The sequence below is a fragment of the Sphingomonas sp. genome, assembly GCF_048595155.1.
Classification (GTDB): domain Bacteria; phylum Pseudomonadota; class Alphaproteobacteria; order Sphingomonadales; family Sphingomonadaceae; genus Sphingomonas_I.
On sequence record NZ_JBMDXN010000091.1, the window covers coordinates 19,303 to 37,551 of the forward strand.

Below are 18,249 nucleotides of genomic sequence, written 5' to 3' on the forward strand. Positions count from 1 at the left end.
TTGGACATGCCCAGCGCGGGCCCGAACGGCGCTGCGGCAGAACCGATTGCAATTGTGGGCGCGTCTTGCCGCCTGCCTGGTGCAGCCAACATCGACTCGCTTTGGGAGATGTTGCTGGACGGCCGAGATGCTGTCAGCGAAATTCCTGACGATCGCTGGAACAAGGCGCACCTGTTCCATCCCGAAAAAGGTCAGCGCGGCAAGGCTTACACCTTCGCTGCGGGCGTACTCGGCGACGTAAGCCAGTTCGATCCAGCCTTCTTCGGAATTTCGCCGCGCGAAGCCACGCAGATGGATCCGCAGCAGCGATTGCTGCTGGAGCTTGCTTACGAAGCGATTGAAGATGCGGGACTGGATACGACCCGATTGGCGGGCCAGCCGGTCGGTGTTTTCGTCGGCGGGTCTTCGTGGGATTATCTCAATCTCAACGTAGGCGATCCTTCGACGACTGATGCCTATTCGATGATCGGCGTAACCTTGTGTTCGCTGTCCAATCGCATCTCCTATGCCTTCGATCTGCGCGGGCCGAGCTTCACCGTCGATACGGCCTGCTCGTCTTCTTTGGTCGCTCTCCATCAAGCTTGTCAGGCGATCAGGGCGGGACAGATCGACATGGCGCTGGTGGGCGGTGTCAGCCTGCTGCTCGCCCCGCAATCCTATGTCGGCTTCTGCGCCGCATCGATGTTGAGCCCCAAAGGGCGCTGCCACGCGTTCGATGCACGTGCGGACGGCTATGTCCGGGCCGAGGGGGGCGGTGTCGTCATTCTCAAGCCGCTGCGCGAAGCGCTGGAAGCTGGAGACTCAATCCGGGCGGTCATTCGCAACACCGGCGTCAATTCGGACGGGCGCACCACCGGTCTTTCGCTGCCCAACCGCGAAGCGCAGGCCGCGTTGCTCGACGAAGTTTACAACCGTTTTGGATTAGATCCCGCCGATCTTGCCTATGTCGAGGCGCATGGCACGGGAACACCAGCCGGTGACCCGATCGAAGCGGGTGCGCTTGGCGAGGTCTTGGGGAGCCGTCGTCAGTCGGCACTTCCGATCGGATCGATCAAGACGAATATCGGCCATCTGGAAGCAGGCAGCGGGATCGCGGGCCTTATCAAGGCGATGCTGGTAGCGGAGCGGGGCGCGATTCCTCCGTCGCTTCATTGCGAGACGCCCAATCCGAACATTCCGTTCGAAAAGCTCAATCTTACGCTCGCATCGACCGCGCGTACGATCGATGCGTCGAAGCCCTACCTCGTTGGTGTCAATTCCTTCGGGTTCGGCGGCACCAACGCGCATGCTGTCCTGGAGGCGGCGGGGTCCCGATCCACGCCGTCGAACATCACATCCGACGAATTGCCGCCACTCCTGCTCTCCGCCCGTTCCGACGGCGCGCTGAAGGCGCTGGCTGCGCTGTGGCGCGCGCGCGTCGAAGAGGCACCGTTCGAACAGCTGCCGAGTCTGATGCGCGGCGTTGCCCTGAAGCGCACTCAGCACAAGAACCGGCTTGCCATCCCCGCCGTGTCATATCCTGAATTGATCCAGGCGCTGGATGCGTTCGTGAATGGCAAGCCGAACATGCTGGCCGCCAGCAACGTCGCTGTACCTGGCAAAATAGGGTTCATATTCTCCGGTAATGGCAGCCAATGGGCGGGCATGGCCGCCGACGCGCTAGACTCCAGTCGATCGTTCCGCGCGGCCTTGGCGGAGGTGGAACTGGCGCTAACGCCGCACCTCGGCTGGTCCGTCCTCGAGCGGCTCATCAACCCCGATGCGGATGGGCTACGCAACACGGATACGGCGCAGCCCCTGCTGTTCGCCATTCAGGTCGCGCTGGTCATCGCGCTGCGGGAGCAGGGCGTCGTGCCGGATGCCTGCATGGGACATAGCGTAGGGGAAGTCGCAGCCGCTTGGGCTAGCGGCGCGCTCGACCTCGATCAGGCGTCGCGCGTCATCGCGGTTCGCAGCCGCAGCCAACAAGCGCAGCATGGCGTGGGCGCCATGGCTGTCATCGGTCTTGACGGCGATGCCGTTGCGCAGGCGGTTGCCGGCTCGCCGGTGGAAGTCGCGGCGCGCAACAGCAGCCAGGCAACCACGGTCGCCGGAACCATTGCTGGAATCGATGCCCTCGAACTGGAAGCGCGGAACAAGGAATGGCGCTTCACGCGCCTCGATCTGGATTATGCGTTTCATTCGGCTGCGATGGATCCGATCGCGCCGCGCCTTGCGGCAGATCTCGACGGGCTCGCACCTGGAGCGGCGGCCATTCCCTTCTATTCGACGGTGACGGGCGTCGAACTGGGTGGAGAAGCCCTGAACGCCGGTTACTGGTGGCGCAACGTGCGCGAGCCTGTGCTTTTCGCCGACGCAGCGACGGCGATGGTCGCCGACGGTGTCCGTATCTTCGTGGAGATCGGGCCGCACGCGGTGGTGCAGGCCTATCTCAACGACGCCCTGCGCAAGGCCGACAAGGAAGGGCGCGTGCTGCCGAGCTTGTCCCGCCGCATCAGCAAGACCGATCCGGTCTCAGCTTTGGCGGCACGCGTCCATGCAGCCGGAGGTGACATACGCGGCAGCGACGCCTTCAGGGGCGGCGCCAACGTGCGGGGATTGCCGCGCTATCCGTTTCAGCGCGAACGCTTCTGGGTCGCGCGTACTGAGGAAGCGACCGATCGCGTAACCCTTCCGTTCGAGCATCCGCTGCTTGGCGTGCGTGTCGATGAGGAGGCGGTTGAGTGGATCCGTCATCTTAGCCTGGAAACGCTGCCCTGGCTGGCGGATCATGCAGTTGGCGGGGCAGCCGTAGTTCCCGCTGCGGCGCTGATCGAGATTGCGCTTGCGGCGGCGCGCGCGCGGCACAGCGGCGCGGCGTCGCTCGACCTGCTGGACGTGGAAATTGGCCGGGCGCTCGTGCTTGAACCTCATGTCATGCGTGAAGTTCGGTTACGGGTGGGATCGTCGGCGGGCGACTTTACCATCGCATCGCGGCCGCGCCTCTCTGAAGAGCCGTGGACGGACCATATGAACGGCCGCATTGCTGCTGCCGACCAGGACGAATCCCCGCCGCAGCAGCCGGACGGCAGTCCGATCGCGCAGGTTGTTGCCCCTGCTTTATATGCGCTCGCGGCCAAGATGGGGCTGGACTATGGCCCCAATTTCCAGGTCGTATCGAGGATTGACGTCTTCGAGCAGGACCGCGCGATCGGGCGGCTGGATCTTGCTTCCGATATCGGTCCCGGCTTTCTGTTGCCGCCTAATAGCGTCGACGGCGCGTTGCAGAGCTTACTGGCGCTTGCGGCTGATCGGTTGGGCAGTGAGAACGGCGTCCTGCCATGGCGCTTTGGCCGGGTGCGGCTACGTAATGTGGACGGCGCGCGCCCGGTAGCAGCCCTGCTGAAGGTCACCCGTGTCGGCCCGCGCTCCGTCCGCGCCGATATCGTGCTGCTCGACACCGCGGGACGTGCCGTTGCCGACTTGATGGATTGCTGGTTCGTGCGAGTCGCGCTGGGACGGCAGGCGACGGCCGATGAGCAATTCTTCCATATCGCGCAGGTCGCGAGCGCGGACCCCGCCGGCGGCGCGTCGGCGGTCGCGGACGCACGCTTCGGTATCACGCAGGACGCCTCCGATACCGCCGCTTCCGAAAGCCGGCTGCTGGCCGACGCTTTCGCGACCTCTGCTACGGTAGAAGCGCTGCGTTCGCTCGCTGCGGGTGACCGACTTGCGCCGCAAAGCCTGATCCGCAACGGCAAGATCGCAACAGCGAGCCGCCCGATCCTGGACCGGCTCCTACGCTGGCTGGCAGCCGATGGCGTCGCGACACAGGCCGATGATGGATCCTGGAGCTTCGTCGACGAGGATCTCCCTCCGTCGGATGCGATCCTGCGGACCTTGCTGTTCGACCAGCCGCGCGGCGTGGCCGAAGTGGCGATGCTGGCTCTTGCCGGCGAGATGCTCCCGCTTCTGCTCACCGAGGGCCCGACACGCGCGCCGACCATTCCGGCTGCCTTGTGGGAGCAGATCCTGTCCGCCTCCCCCGCTGGCGAGATGGCGGCGCATAAGCTGGGCGAAGCACTGGCGCATCTGACGCAAGGCCGGGATATGCCGGTCCGCGTGTTACAGGTCGGCGCACGACGCGGTGGATCGACGCGATTGCTGCTGCGCCGTCTGGGCGGCAATGCGTCGCTCGTCGCTGCGACGGACAATGACGATCTGCCCGCACTGACGCAGGCTTTGCACGATCTGCCGGCTGCGCGAGCAATCGGATGGACGCCGGGCGAGCCCCTGGATGAGCCTGCATTCGATATCATCGTCGGCGTGCATGGCTTCGCGCTCGGCGGATGGGGTAGCCGCGAATTGGAATCCCTCCGTGCTGCACTGGCGCCGGGCGGTATGCTTCTTCTGGCGGAGGCCTCGCCCAACCGGCTGTGGCAGATGGTGCGCCCCGAAGCGGCACCTTTGGTCGACAGCTCGCGCTGGCGCAGCATGTTGGAAGGCGCCAGTCTTACTGACCTGCGCTTCCAGCCGCTCGCCACCCCGCTGTGGCCGGTGGATCTGATATCGGCGCGGACCACCGCAGCGGTGCAACCCTTGACCACCGACGCCCAAATCCGCCTCGCCGCCGAACCCAGCACGTTTGCGACGGCGCTGGAGCGGGCCTTGATCTCTCATGGTGCCTTGGTTGATCATGGCGATACCCTGACCGGCCATACGGCCGTGGTCATCAATGACGATGCATCGCTCGCCTCAGCCCTGGCGCGGGTGGGTAGTCTGGCGACGTTGCCGCCGGAGCCTGCGGTCAGCATCACGTTGATCCTGCACGGCAACACAATTGCCAACGCCGCTTTGATCGGGCTGCGACGCGTCTTGGCCAATGAAGCACCGCACGTTGCCACACGTTTCGTCCGGATCGACGGCGGCCTGACGCCTGCGGAGGCGGCCGAGCATGTCGCGATCGAACTGATCCGCCCCGACAAGGAACAAGAGGTAATCTGGACCACCCACGGTCGCGAGGTCCCGCGGGTACGGCGCGGCCTTCCGCAGCAGGATGGTGCGAGCGCGAAGGATGTACGGATCGGCATTGCCCGTCCGGGCCTACTCGATTCGCTGACCTGGAATCCGCTGGAACCGGCCCAGCCAGGGCCGGGCGAAGTTGCTATCAAGATCGAAGCGGCCGGCCTTAATTTCCGCGACGTCATGTGGGCCATGGGCCTTTTGCCGGATGAGGCGTTGCTCGACGGCTTCGCGGGCCCCACGATGGGCCTCGAGTGCGCAGGCACGATCATCGAGGTGGGTGCAGGCGTGGATCGCCTCGCGCCGGGCGACCGTGTCATGGCGTTCGCGCCAGCGTCCCTGTCCACCCGCACCGTCACTGCGGCGCACGCCGTGATGCGCATGCCTGCTGGAATGAGCTTCGCGGCGGCTGCGACCGTCCCGGTCGCCTTTCTCACGACGGTCTATGCCGTAGGCCAGTTGGCGCAGTTGGAAGCGGGCGAGACGATCCTGATCCATGGCGGCGCGGGCGGCGTTGGCTTGGCTGCCATTCAATATGCCCGGCATCGCGGCGCCCGTATTTTCGCGACCGCCGGCTCGCCGGCCAAGCGGGCGCTTTTGGCGAGCCTCGGTGTAGAGGCGGTGCTCGACAGCCGTTCGCTGTCCTTTGCCGACGATGTCATGCGGCTTACCGATGGTGCGGGGGTCGATGTCGTGCTCAATTCGCTGGCTGGCGAGGCGATGCGCCGCAGCCTGGCGTTGGTGAAGCCGTTCGGCCGTTTCCTGGAACTCGGCAAACGCGATTTCTACGAGAATAGCAGCGTCGGTCTCCGCCCGTTCCGTCATAATGTGACCTATTACGGGATCGACGCGGATCAATTGCCGCTGCGGCGTCCCAAATTGGCCGCCGCTTTGTTCGACGAGATCACCAGCCTGTTCGAGAAGGGCGCCCTACGCGCGCTGCCGCACCGCACGTTCGATTTCGCCGATGCGGAGGATGCCTTCCGCTTGATGCAGAGCTCTGGGCACATCGGCAAGATCGTGCTGACCCCTGGCGAGACGCTGCCGCAGGCAAGCGCAGCAGCCAAAGCTTTCATCGCCCGCGCGGATCACAGTTATCTGGTGACGGGCGGTGTAGACGGCTTTGGATTGGAAGCAGCCCGCTGGCTGGTGCGATGCGGTGCCAAGCACCTGGCGCTGGTCAGCCGTCGCGGACCGGCCGCGCCGGGCGCCGACCAGGTGATCGCAGAGTTTGTACAGGCGGGCATCGATGCACGCGCTTACGCGGCAGATGTTGCTGACGAAGCGGCCTTGCAGAATGTGCTGGCCGCCGTCCGGACCAAACAGGCGCCGCTGGGTGGTATCGTTCACGCGGCGGTTGCGATGGACGACGCCTTGCTCACCGCGATCGACGAAGACCGGTTTGCCCGCGCGTTACGCCCCAAGCTTGGCGGCGCCGAGGCGCTGGACCGCTTGACGCGCGAGGACAAGCTGGATCTGTTCCTGCTTTTCTCCTCGGTTACGACGGCGTTCGGCAATCCGGGCCAAGGCAATTATGTCGCCGCCAATGCGGCAATCGAGGCAGTCGCCCGCAAGCGGCAGTTGGAAGGATTGCCCGCGCTTGCTGTTCAATGGGGCCCGATCGGCGATGCCGGCTATCTCGCGCGGGAGACCCAGGTCAGCGAGATGCTGTCGAAGCAATTGGGCGGTGCGCACCTGACGGCAGCCGAGGCACTGGACACGCTGCCGGTCATGATCGCGAGCGGTGCGCCCGTGATCGGCATGGCGACGCTGCGCTGGTCTGCCCTGCGCCGCCAATTGCCTCTCCTCGAAACACCGCTCTTTGCCGAAATGCTCAGCGGCACGGCGGACGAAACGGCCGAGGTCGATCTGCAGGCGATGCTCGCCGACTGCTCGCCGGAAGAAGCGCGCGATCGCGTCACCCTGCTGCTGATCGAAGAGGTCGCGCGAATCATGAAGCTGGCGACGGACCGGGTCGAGCCCCAGCGCCCGCTGGCCGAACTGGGAATGGACAGCCTTATGGCGGTCGAGCTGCGACTCGCTGTCGAACAGCGGTTCGGCATTTCCATCCCGCTGCTGGCCTTGTCCGAAGGCGCGACCCTCACGGCAATGGCCGGCCGGATCGTGCGCGGGCTGGGCGCGCCCGAGGCGCCCGAGGATGAGAGATCCCAGATGGCGCAACGGCTTGCACGATTGGAGGGCATCTCTGCCGAGGGTCCCGCGGACGGTGCGCAACAGCCGGCGGAACTCTCTTTCGCCGCCGCTGCCGCCTCTGCGCCTTGATCCTGCCTCAGGTGCGTGCCACCGCCCTTTCCGATGAGCGATAATTTTGGTCTCAGCGGCGATGCCAAGGCTAAGCTGCTTGCGCGTTTGTCCAACCGCGCACCTGCGCAAGCGGAAGAACGGGTGCGCGCCAAGCCACCTCTCGGCCGGCCAGAGGTCGTCTCGGACCTCGACATGGTCCGGCGCGCAGGAGAGGCGCTGGGCATCCGCAACCCTTATTTCCGCCCACACGAAGGCATTGCCGGCGCGCGCACGCGGATCGAAGGCGCGTCGTACGATAACTTCGTCTCCTACAATTATCTCGGCTTGAACGGCGACCCGCGCGTCAACGCAGCCGCAAAGGAAGCGATCGATCGGTACGGCACATCCGTGTCCGCCAGCCGCGTCGTATCCGGGGAGCGCCCCGTCCATCGTGAGCTGGAACGGGCGCTCGCCGACGTCTATCAAACCGAAGACGCGATCGCGCTCGTCTCCGGCCACGCGACCAATGTGACGGTAATCGGCCATCTGGTCGGGCGCGACGATGTCATCCTGCACGATTCACTGAGCCACAACAGCATCGTCCAAGGTGCGCTGGCGAGCGGCGCCCATCGCATCGCTTTCCCGCACAACGATATGGACGAGCTGGAGCGCCTTCTCGCAGCAACGCGAGGTAAGGCCGAGCGTGCCCTGATCGTGGTCGAAGGCCATTACAGCATGGATGGCGATGTCCCCGATCTGGCTCGGCTGGTCGCGATCGCGAAAACCCATGGCGCCCATCTGATGGTCGATGAGGCCCACTCGCTGGGCGTTCTGGGCGCGCGCGGTCATGGCATCGCCGAACAGGCCCGGATCAATCCGGGCGATGTCGATATCTGGATGGGCACGCTCAGCAAGACCTTGTCCGGCTGCGGTGGCTATATCGCCGCATCTAGCGAGCTCATTGAATATCTGAAGAGCAGCGCGCCGGGCTTCGTCTACTCGGTCGGGCTGCCGCCGCCCGTTGCTGCGGCCGCGCTCGTCAGCCTGCAGATCATGCATGCCGAACCCGAGCGCGTCGCCACATTACAGGCCAATGCGACGCGTTTCCTGCATGCGGCGCGCGCGCATGGTTTGGACACCGGCCCCTCCATTGGCGCGGCCATCGTTCCGATCATGACGGGGAGCTCGATCGTGGCGGCACGAGCCGCAGATCGGCTGTTTGATCTGGGCATCAACGTCCAGCCGATCATCTATCCGGCGGTTCCGGAACAGGCCGCGCGCCTACGCTTCTTTCTGTCCTCTTTGCATGAGGCCGAGCAGCTCGATCGCGTTGCCGAAGCGGTGGCGCAGGTGATGCGCGCGGTGCAGTCGGAGCGCATCGACCTTGGGGCATTGGCGAACAGACTAGCGGCCGAGTGAGCGAGATCATCCTGGATATCACGCGCTTGTTGTCGCGCGTGCTGCACCCGACCCCAACGGGGGTCGACCGGGTGGAGATGGCCTATGCGCGCGGTTTGCTCGCCGAGGTGCCGGACCGGCTGCGTTTCGCGGCCGTGCATCCGAGCGGCCTCTATGGCAGGTTACCGCGCAAAGCCGTGATCCGCTTCCTGGACGCAACGGAACAACGATGGCGGGAGCAAGGGCTTGGCCATAGCTCGCTCCGAATGTTCGCCGCCAAGGCGCTGCTCGCGCTCCGCCCCCGTCTCGCCAAGGCGAGCGCCAAAAGCATTTACCTACAGCCGTCACCGAATAACCTGATCAAGCCGGCTTTGATGCGCGCCATCCTGAAGCGGGAGAATGCGAGGCTGGTCTGCCTGGTGCACGACCTGATCCCGATGCAGTTTCCGGAATATGCCAGGCCCGGCGGCGCGGAGCTCCACCGGCGGCGCATGGAGACGGTGGCGGCTTTATCCGACGGCATCATTGCCAATTCCCAAGCGACGCTGGACGCGCTGCGCCCCATGATCGAGCAGTCAGGGCGAGCCCCGAAAACGGCTGTCGCCTATTTGGGCGCGGAATCCGTGGCGGCGGAACCTAGGTCACCGGCCGATCGACCCTATTTCATCTGCGTCGGCACAATCGAGCCGCGCAAAAACCATCTCCTTCTGCTCCATCTCTGGAGGGCCATGGCGGAGCGCCGTGGTGCGGTCGCGATTCCGAAACTGGTGCTGATCGGGCGGCGCGGCTGGGAGAATGAGCAGGTCGTCGACATGCTGGAGCGCTGTCCGGTGCTGGCAGATTGTGTCGAGGAATATGCCGGATTGCCGGATCGCGAGGTCGTGACGAGGATTGCCGGCGCACGGGCCTTGTTGATGCCCTCGTTTGCAGAGGGGTACGGCATGCCGGTTACGGAAGCGCTGGCGTTAGGCGTGCCCGTGATCTGCAGCGATCTTCCTGCCTTGCGCGAGGCAGGTGGAGATGTCCCGCTCTTCCTCGACCCGCTGGACGGGCCGGCGTGGCAACGCGCGATCGATGATCTGACCGGTCATGATTCGATTGAACGTCCGGCCCAAGCGGAACGCTTGGTCGCTTGGCACGCGCCCACATGGCCACAGCATATCGCCATTGTGCTGGACTTGCTGCATAAGCTGCAGCCATGAACGTCCTTTCTACCAGTAAGCCCGCCCGGCGCGGGTCGTTTGCGGACGCACTGCGCACACAGATGCGGGTGATCGGCGCGCTGATCCTGCGCGAGTTGCACACGCGTTACGGCCGTGAGAATGTCGGCTATCTGTGGATGTTTCTCGAACCGATGATGCTCGCGACCGTCATCGGCCTCATGCATTATGAGAGCGGCCATTCACCGGGCGGCGGCGATATCAAGCCCCTGCCCTTTGGCGTTATCGGTTACACGACGTTCATTTTGTTCCGCGGTATTGTCAGCCGGGCTGAAGGCGCACTCGAAGCAAACGCGCCGCTGCTCTACCATCGTTCAGTTACTGTCCTCGATATCGTCTTCTCGCGCGCGCTTCTGGAATTCGCGTCCGTTTTCAGCGTGTTCGCGATTTTGATGGCATTAATTGTGTTCAGTGGACTAGCTGACCCACCCGCCCGTCCGCTTTACATCATGTTAGGCTGGGGCCTGATGTGGTGGTTTTGCCTCGGGCAGTCACTGGTCATCACTGCAATTACCTATGAGCAGCGCACTATCGGTCGTCTGGTTCATCCTTACGCCTATTTCATGACGGGCCTCTCCGGCGCGTTTTATATGATCTCCTGGCTCCCTCCGGCGGTCCAGGAGTGGGCGGAATGGCTACCGACCACTACGATTTTCGAAACGGTACGCTACGGATGGTTTGAATCGGCCACTGACGAATATGCGTTCTACGGTTACTGTTCGGCCTTCTGTCTGATCCAAATGTGGGCAGGCTTGGTCGGTATCCGTATGATGCGCGAAAAGGTTCACCTCTCGTGATGAGCAATTTCGATAGCGCGATACGTCCACGTCGCCGATCGGCTAGGATCAACAAATGAATATGCATGGCTTCATGACTCCCGCCGACGATACGGAGGTTCGCGAGACGAGCCCCATCGAACGCGCCCGCGCGTGGATCATGGAAAGACGGTGGTTTCTCGGCATTGTGGTGCTGCCAACGCTGTTGGTCGCACTTTACCTCTTTACCTACGCTTCTGATCAGTATGAGTCGGAAGCCCATTTTCTGGTGCGCACATCGTCCGGTTCGGTAGCCCCCACTGCGGGCGTCAGCGCCGTCATTGGCATGGTGACGGGGACGAGCGGCGGCAACAACGAGGCAATGAGCGTCGCGGATTATCTTGTATCCCATGACGCCGTGGATCGGCTGCGGCGGGAAGATAATCTTGTCGAGCGATTTCGCCGGCCGGGTGTCGATATTTTAAGCCGGTTGATGCCAGCCAACCCGACGCCGGAGCGCCTTCTGCGTTATTACGAGAAGCAGGTTTCGGTGAAGTACCACACCGACACCGGAATCACGGTGGTCAAGGTGCACAGCTTCAACCCGGATGACAGCTACACCATTGCCCGTAAGCTGCTGCAGATTGGCGAAGAGCGCGTTAACGTGCTCAATCAACGGAGCTACAACGACGCGATCGAGAATGCTCGGCGACAGCTTGCCGATGCAGAAGCCGCATTGGCTGTGTCGAATTCGCAAATGACGGCCTTCCGCAGAACGCATGGCGATATCGATCCACAGGCTACCGGCCAGGCACAGTTGGGCTTGGTATCGGGCCTTCAGGCACAGGTTTCGCAGGCGCGTGCGCAGCTCAACGCCATGGGCGGGATGATCAGCAGCTCCAGTCCTCAGTATAAGGCCCTGGCAGCGCATGTTGAGGCTCTCCAGGCACAGCTGAATGCACAAAGCGGACGCCTGGCCGGTAGCGGAAGTGCCATTGCCAATGATATCAGTGGCTATCAGGGGCTGGAACTGCGTCGCAGCTTCCTGGCAAAGCGTTACGAAGCGGCGGCCTCAGGTCTGGAGCGGGCCTTGCAGCAGGCGCAGCAGCAGCAGCTTTACCTGGTCCGCGTAGTGGATGCGAACATGCCGGTTAAGGCCCTGTTTCCAGAGCGCTGGCGCATCTTGCTGACGGTGGTGATCTCGTTGCTACTCGTCTATTCGATCGGCTGGCTGATCGCCGCAGGTGTTCGCGAACACGCCGCGTAAAGATGAGGAGGCGCGCCCTTCGGGGCGCGCCTGTACACCATGATACCTTCGCATCAACATCAAACAGGGGCGCCTCGTCCCGCCGCCTTTCTGGATCGTGACGGCGTGATCAACGTAGATCACGGTTACACCTTCCGGCCGGACGACTTGGAGTTTACGCCGACCGCGGTGGAAGGCATTCGCCTGTTGAATGAAGCAGGATATCCCGTCCTGGTGGTCACCAACCAGTCAGGTGTTGCACGCGGTCTTTATTCGACCAAGGATGTGGAGACCTTCCACGATCATATGCAGGCGGCCCTTCGTGAACAAGGCGCCCGGATCGACGCCTTCTATTACGCGCCCTTCCATCCCGATGGAATTGTCGCCGAATTCGCGATCGAACACGAAGATCGCAAGCCTGGATCCGGTATGATCCTGCGCGCCATGCGGGATTGGAACGTTGCGCGCGAAGGCAGCTTCCTGATCGGGGATAAGCAAAGTGACGCCGACAGCGCAGCCGCAGCCGGCATAGCTGCCATGCTAATCGCCCCCAATCAGGGCGACTTGGCAGGCGTTGTCCGTACCCTTCTCGACACATGATTGCTGGAAATCAACGCCGCGCACCCTATGCGGATGCGGGACTGAGGGCCTGATGCTCAACGACTATATTAGTTGGATCAAGAACATCGCTCTGCCTGTTTGGGAGGGGCGCGGGTTCGACGCGCGGGCAGGACGCTTTCGTGAGCGTCTGGACCGTAACGGTGCGCCGCTAGCGGTGCCGCACCGATCCATGGTGCAAGCCCGCCAGATCTTCGTATTTGCGCATGCAGCCGAGTGCGGCTGGTCTCAAGCCGGGCAAGAGCTTGCCGAACGGGCCATGCAATCCCTGATCCGCGATTTTGCATCACGAGAGGACGACACGACATCTTTCGTCTTCTCGATCGATCCGACGAGCGGCAGCATCATCTCATCAACGCGCGACGCCTATGCTCATGCGTTCGTCCTTTTCTCGATCGCAGCGCTCTACCGGCTCAACCGCGATGCGCAGCTGCTTGCGCTGGCCGACGGGATCATCCGCTTCGTAGAGCGGAAGCTGCACGACCCCGTATATGGCGGCCTGTTCGATGCGCTGCCGGCGCCCGACGAAAAACGGCAGAATCCGCATATGCACCTTCTTGAAGCCTATCTGTTTCTGGAACGTGCTGCGCCGGGCCGTGGCTATCTCGAGCGCGCCGCAGCCATTGTCTCGCTGTTTGGAGAGCGCTTCTTCATTGGCGAACGCTTGCTCGAGTATTTCACCGGCGATTGGGGGGCGGCAAACCGGGCCGTTTGGGAGCCCGGGCATCATTTCGAGTGGGCATGGCTGCTGGACGAGTATGCCGCCCTGTCGGGGCACGATTCCAGCGCGTTGTGTGAAAGCCTCTATGCTTCAGCCAAAGCGGGTGGCGTGGCCGACGACGGCCTGATTGTAGATGAAATTTCTGCGCGGGATGACGTCGTCGTAAAAGGATCGCATCGTGTTTGGCCTCACACCGAAGCGATCAAGGCGGCCGCGACCTTATATACTTTAGGCGACGCCACGGCGCCCGCCTTTGCCGATCGAATGGCGGCTGGCCTGATGAGCACATTCCTCGATCGGCCGTTTCACGGTGGCTGGATTGATCATGTGTCCGCTGCACGGGAAGCATTGGTCGACTATGTGCCTGCCAGTTCCCTCTACCATATCGTGCTGGCGGGGAGCGTGGCCGCAAAGGCCTTTGCTTCCGATGCAGCGCTTACCAAGGCGGAATAATGACGACGTACCTCGACCATCTATCTGATTACCGAGTTGCCGTGATCGGCGATGTGATGCTGGACTGTTACATGTCCGGCACCGTGAGCCGTATCTCGCCTGAAGCGCCTGTGCCGGTCATGCGCGTTACGGAAGAGCGGGCGGTGCCCGGGGGCGCGGCCAACGTCGCCGCCAACCTCGCGAGTCTAGGGTTGGGTGTGAATCTCGTAGGCTTGGCTGGGCAGGATAGCGCACGGGAGGAACTGATCGCGCTGCTTGCCAGCATGGGAGACATTGACTGCAACGGCATTGCCGCGCTTGATGGTCGGCGGACAACTCGCAAATTGCGGATCATCGGCGCCCACCAGCAAATCGTCCGGGTGGATCATGAAGACGCCGTTCCCTGCTCGGAGGAAGTCGAGAAACGGTTCCTTGGGTCAGTAAGCGACGCAATAGCGGCAGCAGACGTCGTCATCCTCTCCGATTACGGAAAAGGCGTTTGCTCCGATCGCGCTATTCAAACGGTTATCGAGCAGTCCGAAGCGGCCGGCAAGAAAGTGCTAGTTGATCCAAAGCGGACGGATCTGAGCGCCTACCGTGGCGCCTTTGTGATCACCCCAAACCGAAAAGAGCTGACGGATGCGACCGGCCTCCCCTGTGAGACGGACGAGGAGGCCGCAGTTGCTGTTGCTCGTGCGCAGGAGGTGTGTGGCGCCAACATTTTGCTTACACGCTCCGAAAAAGGGATGTCCTTCTTCCCTATCGACGGAACACCGATTCATCTCCCGACCGTCGCCCAGGATGTTTTCGATGTCTCTGGTGCCGGAGACACGGTCGTAGCGGTACTCGCTGCATCGATTGCAGCTGGAATGCCGATCCATGATGGCATGCGCATGGCTAATCACGCAGCTGGCATCGTTGTTTCGAAGTTGGGCACGGCAAGTGTCTCTAGAGAGGAGCTTGCAACAGCACTTTTGGCCGAAAGCACTACTTCCGATATTAACGATGGGCGGCTGTTAGATCGCGATGCGCTCGTGGCTCTGCGGTGGGCTTGGGCGAAGGAAAACTTGTCGGTAGGATTTGCGAATGGCTGTTTCGATCTCGTGCATCCCGGCCATGTTTCTCTGATCCGTCAGGCTGTGGACGGTTGCGACCGGTTGATCATGGCGCTGAATTCGGACGCCTCAGTGAAGCGGCTCAAGGGACCGACACGCCCGATTCAGGACCAGGATGCACGTGCAGCGGTTATAGGCGCCATCAAGGGCGTCGCAGCAGTTACAATATTCGATGAGGAGACCCCGCTCGAGCTGATTGAGGCACTTCAGCCGGACGTGCTAGTAAAAGGCGCCGACTACACTATAGATCGAGTAGTAGGCGCCGATGCTGTGAAAAAGCGTGGCGGGCGCGTAGTTCTAGCAAATATTAGCCGTGGACAATCCACTAGTCGACTAGTTGCAGCCAGCAGGCGCTGACGCAAGCTTTAAATTGCACGTTGATGGCAGCTTCGGTATTCTAAAACTAGCATCTAGCGCGAACGTGAGCGCATAGCGCGAGCAGATTCTTCACCCGAAAGAACCATGGATTGTAGCAGCCAGAGCGGCGTCACGACTGATGCAAGTGGACAACTTCAATATTCACAGTAATGCTCTGCACGATTCGGCGGTGGCATGCCCAATAGCATTACGGTATGTCCGCGGTTATCGATACTCCGATCTCTTCGCCGAAAGGCGCATGCTTTGCATTTTGGCAAATGCATATTCGCGGATGCCGTAACTCCAAGAAAAATAAAAAATTGTGAGGGATTTACCGGGGCGTTTTGTGTCGACTCGGATTAGCATTCCCCGGGCTGCCGACCAACTATTGAACAGCGAGAGCCACCTGTCGACTTTCAAGCGCCCCGCCGGTAGCTTCTAAATTCGCAATAAACAACGGCGCATACAACGCGAATATTATTCGCGCGATTAGGACAAAGAAACGCCATTAAAGATCAAATCACCGTTAAATGCTCGACCTTCCACGTACACGCGGAATTCGAAAATCGAATCCGCAGAATCGTTTCGGAAACGAAGACCAATCCTGCCATCACGTAATTTCTTCGCCCCCTCACTACCCTCAAGTGAGACCGAGATTTGTTGCGTCGCGTCCTTCGCGACGTCTAGTACGATCGGATGCCTAAGCATTTGCTCACCTAGACCGATACTACTCAATTCAAATGTCACTTCGTGCATTCCCTCCGGGAGCTTAACATATGGACCAAAAACCATGCAGACGGGATCGTCGGCCAACGGAAGCGCCCAACTGGCACCGCGCTTTTCGATCGTCGCGCGTGACATGAATTGTTCTGGCGCAAGATTATGCGGCACAGACTGAAATAGATTGACGCCGAGCACCTCTCGCGCTCTCTGCAGAAGAGCAGAGTCTGCATTCTTTTTCAGCAGCTCAATCTCGGTGGCCCGCAACTGATTTTCCAGTTCTTCAATACGGCGCAGAAAAGTCCAATGCGTGTAATCATCGAACCGATATTGAAACGCAGCCATCCGCTCAGGATGCTCATTGGCCACATACCAGCGGTTCTGACCATCAAATTGGACAAATTTATAGTCAGCTCGTATTAAAAGAGGATCCCATGCGCTGTGCGTCATTGCATCTAATCGCATTGGCTCGGTCGCCTCGACGCAGAGAATCCAAGGCCGAAAGCGCGTGAAATCCATCCCGCGGATAACCTGTTCCTCGAAACCTTCCACGTCGACCTTAAGGAAGTGTATTGTGCTTGGAGCGTGCCGCTCGCAAAGTTCCGCTAGCGTTACTGCTTCAACCTCAACAGTTTGTAAGGGAATTTTTAGTTCATCCCGATGGCGGTCGGCAAATTGCTCAACCATCGTGCCCAGTCCGCCATCGGGATGATCGTACAACTTTGCGAGACCTGGCTTATCCGAAACGGCAGCATTGATATTGATGTCTCTCGGGCGCTCAGTAACCAAGCGAGCGTACCAAAACCTAGATGGTTCTACGTTCAAACCATGCCAGCCCTGATCATAAAAAAGCTTTGTTACAGAGTCTTCTATAGGATTGTTCGCCCCAACGTCGATATAGAACCCCTCGCTATGAGGAACATCCTTTAATGCGCGGGCCAGCAATATATCTTCGCGGTGAATAGACCAGCTTATCAAGCTCAAACCTTCCTGGATCACTGAATATATAGGTATGCCATCAAACTCTTATTTTTTCCAGAAACATGTATTAAATGCATTTATTTATAATTCTCTTTACAATATGTCAGTAATATTTCTTGATGATAATTATTTTTCATTTGCTTAAAGAATTTCTGTTGCAGTAACCGGCAATTATGCATTGAATTGCCATTTAACTTGCACGCCGCATATCGAGTGCCAGTGCGCGGGCCCGACGCAACCGAGCCATGTGCGCGGAGCTGCTGTAACCTCTTTGGACGAGAGGCAGGGTGCCGGCCTGCAACGCGCCACGCTTACGGAGGATCGCTCGATTGGAAGGATCGAGCAACGTCGCCGTGGCAAAAGCTTTATCGGCTAATCCGCATTCTCCGGCAGTAGCCTGTATCTCACCCAGCACTTCCCATGATACTGCATCCGCTGGTCGCCAGCTAGCGATCAAGGCTTGCGCTTCCGCCGCTAGCGCGAAGTCACCTAAATCTAGCGACACATCCCTGATTCTTCGGACAGCCTCATAGCAACGCGCCGAGACGATTGCTCGCTGAAGTCGATCAAGCAACGCACGAAGCGTACCAACCATGCCACGATTGCCAAGGTCTTCGATCAACCCGACCAATTCGTGCTCACGAAGATGGACCGAAAGCAGTATGCACCAGAGCGACATTTGCTGCTCGTCGGCTTGTCCATTGGCCGCTGCGTCAATTAGCGCCAGGACGTCGCACGGTGTGCGGATCAAGCGCCACATGTTGGAGAAATATGGCCCCAAAGACGCAGAGGCGAGTGCCGAGACTTGGGAAAATAGCGGTGGCTCGCCGGAGGCGAAGAGCAACTCAGCGTTGGCGACAATGAATCTCCGCAGTTGCTCGAGAGCAAAAAGGGACACGCGTTCTTCATACGTGGCATCGAGATGCTCATCCAAACGGAGAGGCTCGAGATTAAATAGGGTATCGGCGATCGATCGCAGCTCCCTGGTGGTGACTTCGCGTTCCGCATGCATAATGCTGGTCAGCAACGCTTTCGCCTGACCAGCCAAAGGCTCGATCTGCGCGCGGATCGCCTCCGGCCGTTGCGGGATGCTCATCCCGCCGGAATGGGTACTTGCGGATGAATCCGGAAGTTTCCCCAACATTGGCCTTGAACGCATCAGCTGCGACAGTTGTTCGATCGCCACATCGACAACGTCTCCGGCTCGCTGCGACGTGCTGCCACGATGTGCGGTCGTAAAGCCATGGAAGGGGCGGTCCGGGTTTGCCAGCCAGGCGATGGTGGCCGGCGAAAAGCCCAGGTGAAGGGCCGCCAGTCCCGACAAGATTGAAGCAGCCTGATCCAGGCCTGATGCGCGTGCGAGGTCGGCACAGTCGATATAATCCTGCACGACCGCGCACGGGCGACTGGCAAGCAACAGCATTCGCGACAAGCGATTCTG

The 18,249-nt window shown here is 61.0% G+C and carries 10 protein-coding genes; 8 read left to right on the forward strand and 2 right to left on the reverse strand.

Annotated elements, in window-relative coordinates:
• The first annotated feature begins 6 nt into the window (after positions 1–6).
• From ACOJSI_RS14185 to rfaE1, 8 genes are read left to right on the forward strand one after another with little or no spacing between them, the layout of a single operon-like run.
• The gene (locus ACOJSI_RS14185) at positions 7–7,284 is read left to right on the forward strand and encodes an SDR family NAD(P)-dependent oxidoreductase (RefSeq protein WP_420138945.1); all 7,278 of its coding nucleotides are present in this window, start codon (positions 7–9) and stop codon (positions 7,282–7,284) included.
• Positions 7,285–7,317: 33 nt separating this feature from the next.
• Positions 7,318–8,664, forward strand: coding sequence for an aminotransferase class I/II-fold pyridoxal phosphate-dependent enzyme (locus ACOJSI_RS14190; protein ID WP_420138946.1), 1,347 nt, complete (start codon positions 7,318–7,320; stop codon positions 8,662–8,664).
• Positions 8,661–9,845 (forward strand): glycosyltransferase family 4 protein, encoded by a 1,185-nt coding sequence (locus ACOJSI_RS14195; protein ID WP_420138947.1) that lies wholly within the window; start codon positions 8,661–8,663, stop codon positions 9,843–9,845. The genes ACOJSI_RS14190 and ACOJSI_RS14195 overlap by 4 nt, the downstream gene beginning before the upstream one ends.
• Complete coding sequence (locus ACOJSI_RS14200; RefSeq protein WP_420138948.1) at positions 9,842–10,660, forward strand: ABC transporter permease; 819 nt, start codon at positions 9,842–9,844, stop codon at positions 10,658–10,660. The genes ACOJSI_RS14195 and ACOJSI_RS14200 overlap by 4 nt, the downstream gene beginning before the upstream one ends.
• A gap of 55 nt (positions 10,661–10,715) precedes the next feature.
• Positions 10,716–11,885 carry a lipopolysaccharide biosynthesis protein gene (locus ACOJSI_RS14205; RefSeq protein WP_420138949.1) on the forward strand — a complete coding sequence of 390 codons (1,170 nt, stop codon included), beginning with the start codon at positions 10,716–10,718 and terminating at the stop codon, positions 11,883–11,885.
• A 39-nt stretch (positions 11,886–11,924) separates the two neighbouring features.
• A complete protein-coding gene (locus tag ACOJSI_RS14210; RefSeq protein ID WP_420138950.1) occupies positions 11,925–12,464 on the forward strand; it encodes a D-glycero-alpha-D-manno-heptose-1,7-bisphosphate 7-phosphatase in 540 nt (179 codons plus the stop codon).
• A gap of 52 nt (positions 12,465–12,516) precedes the next feature.
• A complete protein-coding gene (locus tag ACOJSI_RS14215; RefSeq protein WP_420138951.1) occupies positions 12,517–13,656 on the forward strand; it encodes an AGE family epimerase/isomerase in 1,140 nt (379 codons plus the stop codon).
• Positions 13,656–15,107 (forward strand): D-glycero-beta-D-manno-heptose-7-phosphate kinase, encoded by a 1,452-nt coding sequence (gene rfaE1 / locus ACOJSI_RS14220; RefSeq protein ID WP_420138952.1) that lies wholly within the window; start codon positions 13,656–13,658, stop codon positions 15,105–15,107. Before ACOJSI_RS14215 ends, rfaE1 begins: the two co-directional genes overlap by 1 nt.
• 489 nt (positions 15,108–15,596) lie before the next feature.
• Here rfaE1 and ACOJSI_RS14225 read toward each other — a convergent pair whose 3' ends face one another.
• Together ACOJSI_RS14225 and ACOJSI_RS14230 are read right to left on the reverse strand one after the other, a co-directional pair.
• Positions 15,597–16,826, reverse strand: coding sequence for an FkbM family methyltransferase (locus ACOJSI_RS14225; RefSeq protein WP_420138953.1), 1,230 nt, complete (start codon positions 16,824–16,826; stop codon positions 15,597–15,599).
• 172 nt (positions 16,827–16,998) lie between these two features.
• Positions 16,999–18,231, reverse strand: a complete 1,233-nt coding sequence (locus tag ACOJSI_RS14230; RefSeq protein ID WP_420138954.1) for a hypothetical protein — start codon at positions 18,229–18,231, stop codon at positions 16,999–17,001.
• Positions 18,232–18,249 lie beyond the last annotated feature (18 nt).

What these genes read in the sequence shown, in the direction of transcription:
- ACOJSI_RS14205 (WP_420138949.1), top strand. Translation starts at nt 10,716, where the DNA reads ATGAATATGCATGGCTTCATGACTCCCGCCGACGATACGGAGGTTCGC.
- rfaE1 (WP_420138952.1), top strand. Translation starts at nt 13,656, where the DNA reads ATGACGACGTACCTCGACCATCTATCTGATTACCGAGTTGCCGTGATC.
- ACOJSI_RS14185 (WP_420138945.1), top strand. Translation starts at nt 7, where the DNA reads ATGCCCAGCGCGGGCCCGAACGGCGCTGCGGCAGAACCGATTGCAATT.
- ACOJSI_RS14190 (WP_420138946.1), top strand. Translation starts at nt 7,318, where the DNA reads ATGAGCGATAATTTTGGTCTCAGCGGCGATGCCAAGGCTAAGCTGCTT.
- ACOJSI_RS14230 (WP_420138954.1), bottom strand. Translation starts at nt 18,231, where the DNA reads ATGCTGTTGCTTGCCAGTCGCCCGTGCGCGGTCGTGCAGGATTATATC.
- ACOJSI_RS14200 (WP_420138948.1), top strand. Translation starts at nt 9,842, where the DNA reads ATGAACGTCCTTTCTACCAGTAAGCCCGCCCGGCGCGGGTCGTTTGCG.
- ACOJSI_RS14215 (WP_420138951.1), top strand. Translation starts at nt 12,517, where the DNA reads ATGCTCAACGACTATATTAGTTGGATCAAGAACATCGCTCTGCCTGTT.
- ACOJSI_RS14210 (WP_420138950.1), top strand. Translation starts at nt 11,925, where the DNA reads ATGATACCTTCGCATCAACATCAAACAGGGGCGCCTCGTCCCGCCGCC.